At 46.9% G+C, this 9795-nt stretch carries 9 protein-coding genes; 6 read left to right on the top strand and 3 right to left on the bottom strand.

What is annotated here, in order from left to right; translation table 11 throughout:
• Nucleotides 1-159 precede the first annotated feature (159 nt).
• Nucleotides 160-939, top strand: coding sequence for a nickel pincer cofactor biosynthesis protein LarB (gene larB / locus JGK39_RS20355; protein WP_293247341.1), 780 nt, complete (start codon nt 160-162; stop codon nt 937-939).
• A 263-nt stretch (nt 940-1202) separates the two neighbouring features.
• Here larB and JGK39_RS20350 read toward each other — a convergent pair whose 3' ends face one another.
• On the bottom strand, nt 1203-1829 hold the full coding sequence (locus JGK39_RS20350; RefSeq protein ID WP_293247338.1) for a hypothetical protein: 627 nt from the start codon (nt 1827-1829) through the stop codon (nt 1203-1205).
• 317 nt (nt 1830-2146) lie between these two features.
• Between JGK39_RS20350 and JGK39_RS20345 the strand changes: the two genes are divergently transcribed.
• From JGK39_RS20345 to JGK39_RS20335, 3 genes are all read left to right on the top strand, one after another.
• On the top strand, nt 2147-2359 hold the full coding sequence (locus tag JGK39_RS20345) for a chlorophyll a/b-binding protein (RefSeq protein WP_293247335.1): 213 nt from the start codon (nt 2147-2149) through the stop codon (nt 2357-2359).
• A 142-nt stretch (nt 2360-2501) separates the two neighbouring features.
• Nucleotides 2502-3041, top strand: a complete 540-nt coding sequence (gene psbP / locus JGK39_RS20340) for a photosystem II reaction center PsbP (RefSeq protein WP_293247332.1) — start codon at nt 2502-2504, stop codon at nt 3039-3041.
• A 136-nt stretch (nt 3042-3177) separates the two neighbouring features.
• Nucleotides 3178-3825: a nucleoside triphosphate pyrophosphatase gene (locus JGK39_RS20335; protein WP_293247329.1), complete on the top strand. Its 648-nt coding sequence runs from the start codon at nt 3178-3180 to the stop codon at nt 3823-3825.
• Between the two features lie 90 nt (nt 3826-3915).
• On the opposite strand, the gene JGK39_RS20330 is transcribed toward JGK39_RS20335, so the two are convergent.
• Nucleotides 3916-4833 (bottom strand): calcium-binding protein, encoded by a 918-nt coding sequence (locus JGK39_RS20330; RefSeq protein ID WP_293247326.1) that lies wholly within the window; start codon nt 4831-4833, stop codon nt 3916-3918.
• A 289-nt stretch (nt 4834-5122) separates the two neighbouring features.
• Between JGK39_RS20330 and eno the strand changes: the two genes are divergently transcribed.
• Nucleotides 5123-6412 (top strand): phosphopyruvate hydratase, encoded by a 1290-nt coding sequence (gene eno, locus JGK39_RS20325; RefSeq protein ID WP_366048924.1) that lies wholly within the window; start codon nt 5123-5125, stop codon nt 6410-6412.
• A gap of 192 nt (nt 6413-6604) precedes the next feature.
• Here the strand turns inward: eno and argC are convergent, their stop codons facing one another.
• Nucleotides 6605-7663 carry an N-acetyl-gamma-glutamyl-phosphate reductase gene (gene argC, locus JGK39_RS20320; RefSeq protein WP_293247320.1) on the bottom strand — a complete coding sequence of 353 codons (1059 nt, stop codon included), beginning with the start codon at nt 7661-7663 and terminating at the stop codon, nt 6605-6607.
• 442 nt (nt 7664-8105) lie between these two features.
• Here argC and JGK39_RS20315 point away from each other — a divergent pair, with 442 nt between their 5' ends.
• A complete protein-coding gene (locus JGK39_RS20315; RefSeq protein ID WP_293247317.1) occupies nt 8106-9122 on the top strand; it encodes a sulfate/molybdate ABC transporter ATP-binding protein in 1017 nt (338 codons plus the stop codon).
• Nucleotides 9123-9795 lie beyond the last annotated feature (673 nt).

The raw sequence follows: 9795 nt of genomic DNA, 5'->3' as shown, positions 1-9795 counted from the left end.
CAGAAAGAAGAGGACAGAAGTCCTCACTACAAACAGTTGTTATTGGTTCGTAGTGAGGACTTTAGTCCGCAGAAAGAAGAGGACAGAAGTCCTCACTACGAACCTATTTACGAACCTATTTTGGTATATTTGTTTGAGTACAGAAGATATCATTAATTAATGGAACCTGAAATTTTACAGAAATTACTCGAATCAGTGGCGGCCGGGGATGTTAGCCCGATCGCAGCTTTGGACAAATTAAAGCATTTTGACTTCGAGCAAGTCGGCGATTTTGCCAAAATTGACCACCACCGCACTCTCAGAACCGGTTTTCCGGAAGTCATTTGGGGCCCCGGAAAAACATCAGACCAAATTGTTGAGATTATCGAAGCCATGCGCGGGCGCAATTCTGCGGTGATGGCGACGCGAATTGAGCCAGAAGTTTTCGAGCAATTGCAGCAAAAAATACCCGATTTGTGCTACTACAAAACAGCTCGAATTTGTGCAATTTCTGCTAAATCCCCAACTCCCCAGCGTCCGGGTACTGTGACTATTATCAGTGCGGGAACAGCCGATTTGCCTGTAGCCGAAGAGGCGGCTGTGACTGCGGAACTTTGCGGTTTTGGGGTGCGGCGTTTGTGGGATGTGGGAGTTGCGGGGATTCACCGCTTGCTGAGCAACCGGCACGTAATTGCTGGTGCTGATGTGTTGATTGCGGTTGCGGGTATGGAAGGTGCTTTGGCGAGTGTAGTTGCGGGTTTGGCGGATTGTCCGGTGATTGCTGTGCCGACAAGTGTAGGTTACGGCGCGAGTTTTGGCGGGATTGCTCCTCTTTTAACTATGCTCAATTCTTGTGCGGCTGGTGTGGGTGTTGTGAATATTGATAATGGGTTTGGGGCGGCGATTTTGGCTTGTCAAATTCTCAGAAGTGCCGATCGAGTGGCGAAGGTGTCTGAGTAGGAGAATGAGAGAATGGAGAGAGTGAAAATGGCAGAATGGAGAATGGGAGAAAAGGAAATTCTGTTAACTTTTGAGCAGATCCGGGCTTGAAGTCTCTGAAGCGCTATCCACAGATTCAGCAAAAGAGTTTTCGAGAAAAGTTTCAAATTCTCTCCCCCTCTCCCCCTCTCCCCCTCTCCCCCTCTTCCTTTCCCCCTCTCCCCCTCTCCCCCTCTCCCTATCTCCCTATCTCCCTCTCTCCCCCTCTCCCCCTCTCCCCCTCCTTACTTGCGGGCCAGCCAAGTCGGATAGCCAGAAGAATCCTCAGCTTTCAACTTTTGCGCCTGATAACTCTTGCTAGTCCAATTAGCTACTGTTTGCAGACTTTCGGCCAAAAAATTTTCGCTCCCAAACGCTTCAAAGCCCAAAGTCCACGACGCAGTGCCGTTAACATTTAACTGAGTAATTTCTACAATGCAGCCTTGCGGAATAGGCGCTTCGACAGGCACAGACATTAGCACGCCTGGGGCAGAAACTTGGTAAAGACGCTGCGCTCGCTTTTTTTTCACCTTCACCCACTTTCCAGTTGCGATTATATCCGCCGGTAGCGGCGCCATCGTGTCGGCGCATATCCACTTCAGCCATTTCTCGGCTTTGCCTTCCCAGCGGTTGCCGAAGGGCATCACCCCCAATTCTTCCTGCCGCCACTTTACTTGTAAATTTTTCCCGCGCAGTTTTACTCCCAAGTAGTCGCAACTAGGTATCAGCAAATATAAATCTTCTCGCTCTTCAGGCGGGGATAGATACCCGCCCAGACTCTCGCTTCCAAACCATTGCCCGATCGGTTTTGGCAGCGCACCGCTATAAAACCACCGCATTTCCAGACTGGCCCGCATAAATTTTTCCTCCATTCTTCCACTATTTTCGTCAAACCCAGACTGGGATTTGCCACACCATCGATTTTTGCGCCTCTCAACTCTATCCTCTCCCCTCCGGGGCCGTGAGTCTACTGCCTGCAGTCATAGGATTTTAGATTTTAGATTTTAGATTTTAGATTTGGGAATGACTGATTGTATAAGGGTTTCGAGCTTGCCCGCCTCTTGCCTTTTTTGGGAAAACTGGTATCTGAGTCGCGGCGAATGAAAAAAAAAACTCATAATCCTTTACATCTCTTCACAAGTCTGTTACATTAGTTTACATTACACCAAAAACAACTTAGGACACTAACATGGCTGACAGAGGCTTACTACTCGACAACGACGGCAAAATGAACAATTTTGCGATCGAGCCCAAAGTATACATTGACGATGAAGCCCGCACAGGCTTTACACCCTACGCAGAACGCTTGAACGGCCGCCTCGCGATGATCGGTTTTGTTTCTCTCTTGGCTTTAGAAGTTTCTACCAAGCACGGACTGATTAGCTGGCTGACTCACCTGTAATTATTTTGAGAAAAATTAAACTGTACGGCTATGGCTTGCCAGCAATACACAATTGGCGATCCATAGCTTAACTATTTTTAGACGCAAGGTTTGGTGAGACAATAGAAATTCAATATTTTAGTGTTACCCGATCGATAAAATAATGCTCAAACGAATTGCAGCAATACTTCTGGTGGTTTTAAGCCTCAGCTTGACAGGTTGTGTGTCTAAAGTCACCGGACTCAAAAGCTACGTTGATACCGGCGACGGCTATCAATTTCTCTATCCTAACGGCTGGCTGCCGATCGCAGTTTCCAACGGCCCCGATGTGGTGTTCCGCGATTTGATCCAGCAAACCGAGAACGTCAGCGTGGTCATCAGTCCAGTGGCTGGGAACAAAACTCTCGCAGATTTGGGCACGCCGACGGATGTGGGATACAAGCTCAGCAAAAGTGCGATCGCCCCGACAGATTCGGGGCGCGAAGCTGAATTAGTCAATGCAGAAAGTCGGGAATCGCGATCGAAAAGCTACTACATTTTAGAATACGCCGTCAAACTCCCAAACCAACAGCGGCACAACTTAGCCAGCGTAGCAGTCAGCCGCGGCAAACTATTTACGCTGAACGTTTCCACTACCGAAGAACGCTGGCCGAAGGTAAAAGAAGCTTTTGAGAAAGTTGTTAAGTCTTTCTCTGTTTATTAGGGTTGGGAATTGGGAATTGGGCCGAAGAGCATTGGAGGTAGAGCCTCCGGGTATGTATTCCAAGGCAGAGCCTGGAAGGTAACTATTCTTTCTTCCTTCTTCCTTCTTCCTTCTTCCTTCTTCCTTCTTATAAATTATGAAAACTCCAACTTTTGTATTAGCCTCAGCTTCCCCGGCGCGCCGCAGCCTGCTAGAAAGTGCGGGTATTCAAGCGGTAATTTGCCCCAGCGATTTTGATGAAGGGCAAATAAAAATGAGGGATGCTACTAAATTAGTGCAGGTTTTAGCAGAGGGAAAAGCTGACGCTGTAGCTAGTTTTTTGCTCGCTAATTCTCACCCGCAAATTCCCAATCCCAAATCGTGTTTGGTGTTGGGATGCGATTCCATTTTGGTTATTGATGGCGAAATTCACGGCAAACCCAAGGATGCCCAAGAAGCAATCTCCCGCTGGCAGAAAATGCGCGGTAAAGTTGGCGAACTTTATACGGGTCATGCTTTAATTGATACTAGATTCGATAACTTTGATGAGGCAATGGAGCGATCGCTCGTTCGGTGTCAAGTTACAAAAGTTCATTTTGCCGAAGTTACCTCCCGTCAAATTGTGGCTTACGTTGCTACGGGCGAACCACTCGGCTGTGCAGGATGTTTTGCACTCGAAGGTAAAGGCGGCTTTTTTGTGGAAAAAATCGAAGGCTGTCACACAAATGTGATTGGTTTGAGTTTGCCTTTGCTGCGACAAATGCTCCGCGACATGGGATATGATGTGGCGGATTTTTGGTCTTGAAATGCAGAATTTGGCAACTATAAAAATGGTTTGTAGTAAAGACTTTAGTCTTTAGAAAGGACTGAAGTCCTCACTACAAACCTATGACGCTTATCCAAGGGCGATCGCACTGTCAGACACAGAGGCAAACTGAAGTTGACTCGGCGAAACATCCTTCACTAAACCCAAGATATTGCCGGTGCTAGCTTCGCGAATCACCGTCGCCTTAATGTTTAAAAATCTAAACTCAGTAGTTATAATCGATCCCGGAGGAATAGGCCCGTTGCTATCGTAACTTCTCGCATCGCCAATTGTTGCAAACCTTTCGGTCAAGACAATATCGTTTCGCGTCAGCCCTCCCGCCAATCCAATTACATCTCCTTGGGCCGGATTGTAATCGAGAATAAAATCTGCTGGCACTTCTTCTGTACTCAAAGGAAAAGTCCCAATTGGACGGGCTTGAGCTGAACCAAATTCCCGCGAAGTTGCTCCCGCTTCTCTTCTAATTACAAACAAATCTGCGCCTTCTTTTCCCCAAAGTCTGTCAATTCCTGCATCACCAATCAGAGTATCATTGCCACTGTCTCCGACTAAAGCATCATTTCCTTGACCACCTCGCACAAAATCATTTCCCGTGCCTCCATAGGCGACATCATCGCCTTGATTGCCGCTGAGAATATCGTTGCCGCATTGTCCGTAAAGTATGTCAGAATCTTGACCGCCGCGAATAGTATCGTTACCGCAGCCTCCGATTAAAGTATCGAAGCCACCATTCCCGTTCATCAGTTCCGCACCACCGGAACCTCGGACAAAATCGTCGCCTGCTAAGGCGCGCAAACCTCCGGGAGTGTTCCGCAAAATTCCGTTGGCTAATTGAACTGTATCGTTATTGGGAGTAAGGTCAAAAAAGTTGGGATCGATGGGATTTGGCAATGGCCCTGTGAGCAATCTGATGTTTGGGGGATCGGGAATAATTGGATCGGAATCGATAGCTAAGGATTTAATTTCTCCGACGTTTGTTTCTAACATTTTAGATTTCTCCTGATTTGATTGATTTTGTTGACATTCTGATGTTAACAAAGGTTCCAATTAACCAATCTGCGTGAATCTGCGGTTTAAAACATCAAATTAGTGTCAAAATTGTCAGAGATTGTCCGGCAACAAGCCAAGCTTATTGACATAGGGCTTGCCAAATCCGCAAATATTTTGAACTCTGTGTCAATAATTGTCGGGATCGCGTACTCTATTACCCGTCAGCAGTCAGTGTGGGAGAACCGACAGACTGCCAAATGTCATCAAACCTTGAGCAAAGTCAGGAATCGTTAATATGCAAGACACTGCGATCGAATCTATTAAAGCCAGAGAAATCCTCGACTCCCGCGGCCGCCCCACCATCGAAGCTGAAGTGTATCTAGCCAATGGTGTTGTCGGACTCGCCCAAGTTCCCAGCGGCGCGTCTACAGGCTCTTTTGAAGCCCACGAACTCCGCGACGATGACAAAAGCCGCTACGGTGGTAAGGGAGTTTTAAAAGCGGTTGCTAACGTCGAACACAAAATTGCTCCCGCTTTGGCTAATCTGGATGCGATCGACCAACCATTAATCGATCGAACTATGATTGACTTGGACGGTTCCCCCAACAAGTCTAACCTCGGCGCCAATGCCATTCTCGGAGTCTCCCTAGCCACAGCAAAGGCTGCCGCCGAGACTTTACAAATACCCCTTTACCGCTACTTGGGCGGCGCTTTAGCTAACGTTTTACCCGTGCCTTTGATGAACGTCATCAACGGCGGTTCCCACGCGGACAACAACGTAGACATTCAGGAGTTTATGATTGTGCCTGTGGGAGCACCTTCTTTTAAGGAAGCTTTGCGCTGGGGTGCAGAAGTATTTGCTAGCCTGGCTAAAGTTTTGAAAGACAAAAATTTGCTGACTGGTGTTGGCGATGAAGGCGGTTTTGCTCCTAATTTGGGTTCCAATCAGGAAGCTTTGGATTTGTTGGTGATGGCAATTGAAAAAGCTGGTTACAAGCCTGGGGAACAAGTTGCTTTGGCTTTGGATGTTGCTGCTAGCGAATTTTACAAAGATGGGAAGTACACCTACGACGGTGTGGCTCATTCGCCGGCAGAATTAATTGATTATTTGGAGGGTTTAGTAGGTCAATATCCGATCGTTTCCATTGAAGATGGTTTGCACGAAGACGATTGGGATAGTTGGGTGGCGCTGACTCAGAAAATGGGCAGCAAAGTTCAGTTGGTGGGTGACGATTTGTTTGTTACTAATCGCACGCGCTTGCAAAAAGGAATTGATTTGAAAGCTAGCAATTCGATTTTGATTAAGCTGAATCAAATTGGTTCTTTGACTGAGACTTTGGATACGATCGACTTAGGGAAGCGCAACAGCTATCGATCGGTCATCAGCCACCGTTCGGGTGAAACTGAGGATACTACAATTGCTGATTTAGCAGTAGCGACTCGCGCCGGTCAAATCAAGACTGGTTCTCTGTGCCGCAGCGAACGGGTTGCTAAATACAACCGTTTGTTGCGGATTGAGGACGAATTGGGCGATCGGGCAATTTACGCAGGATCGATCGGCTACGGGCCGAAATAACATTTAATTATCGGCCAAACAGAGCATGGGGCATCGGGCATCGGGCATGATGGGGGAATTGGGAATTGGGAATTGGGAATTGGGAATTGGGAATTGGTTATTAGAAAAACTACTAACTATGCCCCATGCCCCATGCCCCATGCCCCATGCCCCATGCCCCATGCCCCATGCCCCATGCCCCATTCCCAATAATTAAGGATAGAAAGCCAATTGAGGCAAACCCAAAGTTTCTTCCCAACCCATCATCAAGTTCATGCACTGGATGCCTTGACCGGCTTGACCTTTAATTAAATTGTCGATCGCCGACATCACAATTACCCTATCAGTACGCGGATCTACTTCCACGCCAATGTAACAAAGATTCGTGCCGCAAGCCCATTTAGATTGCGGATAAACCCCAGCCGGTAACACTTTTACCAAAGGAGAATTGCGGTAAAAAGCACTGAAAATTGTAATTAAATCTTCCCGCACCAATCCCGGATCGCGCAAATTTGCGTACACAGTTGCCAGAATTCCCCGCACCATCGGCATCAAGTGGGGAGTAAATTGGACTTTGATATCTTGTCCGGCTAAATGGCTGCAAACTTGTTCAATTTCTGGGGTGTGGCGGTGACGGGCAACGCCGTAAGCGCCTATGGAATTGTCAGCTTCTGCCAACAACAGATTAACTTCGGCTTTGCGGCCCCCTCCCGAAGATCCTGATTTGGCGTCGATAATTGCTGTTTCTGGCACAATCAGACCTTGTTTGAGTAAGGGGGCCAGGGCTAATAAACTAGCCGTGACGTAACAACCGGCACAGCCTACTAATTGAGCGTCTTTGATACGATCGCGATACAATTCTGGCAAACCGTAAACAGCGGTTGCTGCTAAAGCAGAGTCCGATCGCTCGCCGCCGTACCAAGCTTTGTAAGTGTCCAGATTTTCAAATCTGTAATCAGCCGACAAATCCAAGACTTTGCAGCCGCCTTCAATCAGCGTCGGTGCCATTTGGCAAGCCAAACCGTTCGGCAGCGACAGAAACACAACCTCACATTTTGCCACTATTTTATCTAGGTCGATCGCCTCTACAGTCAAATCAATGCAGTTAGTCAGATGCGGATAAAGGCTGGAAAAAGGTTTTCCCGCACTGCTATCCCCGCCTACATACACTACTTCGGCCCCTGGGTGATCCGCCAGCAGTCGCACCAGTTGCACGCCGCCATAACCTGAAGCGCCAACTATGCCTACAGGCACAGGTCTAACATCTCCCATTTTCCTTTATCCCCTCAGCCTTTGAAGTCAAAAACGCTTGAACTTTTGCTGCATTGTAGTACCAAACGCCAACTTTGGTGGCAAAGAATTGTGTTGTTTTGTGATTGAGGTGTATATTTGTGAATTTTCTGGTGTTTGACCCCGCCCAAAAACGGATACAAAGCCCCGCAGGGCTGTGGTGGAGAGATCAAAATTTCAGACTCCTGTTCAATCTTCCAGATTCAAAGCTGCAAGTCAATCTCAAATCTAAAATCTCCAATCTAAAAACGGATGTGCGATCGCCAAAACCCTAAAATTAAGCAACGGATGTGCGATCGTGCTCTAAAATCTTACATAAACCTATCCAGAAACCGGGGATTAATATTTTTAGCTATTTCCTCGAACCTCAAAGCTCAACATCCATCCGTTAAATCCATTACACTCATCCGTTGCCGAACTTCCTATGGGCATAGTTGTAGAAGACGTATCAAAACAGTTTGGCAGTTTCCAAGCACTCGATCGAGTCAGCTTGAAAATTGAATCAGGTTCCCTAGTTGCACTGCTGGGCCCGTCAGGTTCTGGCAAATCTACGCTGCTGCGGCTGATTGCAGGCTTAGAAATGCCCGACTCCGGCAAAATCTGGCTGACAGGCCAAGATGCCACCAATACCAGCGTCCAAGACCGCAATATTGGCTTTGTGTTTCAGCACTACGCGCTATTCAAGCACATGACAGTGCGAAAAAACATCGCTTTCGGCATGGAAATTCAGAAAACTCCACCGGCGAAAGTCAAATCCCGCGTAGAAGAATTGTTAAATTTAGTTCAATTGGGAGGATTGGGCGACAGATACCCGTCGCAACTTTCAGGAGGCCAGCGCCAGCGGGTAGCCCTCGCCAGAGCTCTGGCTGTGGAACCGAAAGTATTGCTGTTAGACGAACCTTTTGGAGCTCTCGATGCCAAAGTCCGCAAAGATTTGCGCGCTTGGTTGCGGAGACTCCACGACGAAGTGCACGTTACCACAGTCTTTGTGACGCACGATCAAGAAGAAGCGATGGAAGTTGCCGATCGAATTACAGTAATGAACAAAGGTAAAATCGAACAAGTAGGCACACCCGCAGAAATTTACGACCATCCAGCCAGTGCATTCGTCATGAGTTTTATCGGGCCCGTGAATGTGTTACCCAGCAGTTCGAGAATGTTTCAAGACAACGGCTTTGACTCAGCCAACCCAGAGATTTTCTTGCGTCCTCACGACGTAGTAATTGAAACAACAGAAAATAGTGCAACAGTGCCTGCAAGAATCAGTCGCTTGATTCATTTGGGATGGGAAATCCAGGTAGAATTAACCTTAGATGACGGTCAAGTAGTGAATGCTAATTTGACGAGAGAAAGATTTGATAGCTTGCAGTTGCAGCCGCAGCAAAGAGTGTTCGTCAAGCCGAAAGATGCCAAGTCGTTTCCACTTTATTATTCGATCTGATATTACATCCTCCCAGATCAACCACAATTAAGTTAGTAGTGAGGGCTTCAGTCCGCATCCATGACGCTTTACTCGCATTCCTCACTTTGGTTTGTAGTGAGGACTTTAGTCCGCATCCATGACGCTTTACTAAAGTCAAATACGCTTGGGTTAGAAGTTGTCATTGCGAGGGACGTTAGCTTTCCCGATTCCTAGAAAAGCAATCTCCGTGTCTATTTTTAACATTTTTTTGCCTTGAGGATGGTTTAAACCCAAGTGTATTGAACTAAAGTTATCACTACAAACCGATAAAATTTGTTCGCTCGTTTAAAATGCAAATCTTCGGATCGATGCGGACTAAAGTCCTCACTACAAACCGACAAAATTTGTTTGTAGTAAAGACTTTACTACTGGGATGGATGCGGACTAAAGTCATTACTACAAATCGTTTTTATTGCGAGAAATTGACCTGATATGATATGATACCCATTCTTAAAACTCAAGCTAATACCATTTATAAAAAAGCTTTTTACAAGAAAATTTTTGCACGGAGTGAAACGGAGAGTTGCTTTTCCGATCGTTGAAACTCCCAGGTGCGTATCTATTAGACCTCTTGCAAAAGTCCTTTTAATCAAATTTTGGAACGGCCTCTCCTGCCCATTCCACAACAAAAAAAACTTTTTGTGGGATGGGC

Source organism: Microcoleus sp. PH2017_12_PCY_D_A, assembly GCF_020738565.1.
Lineage (GTDB): Bacteria > Cyanobacteriota > Cyanobacteriia > Cyanobacteriales > Microcoleaceae > Microcoleus.
Note: the sequence above shows the minus strand (reverse complement) of the source record. Positions and strands in the feature narration are given on the sequence as shown.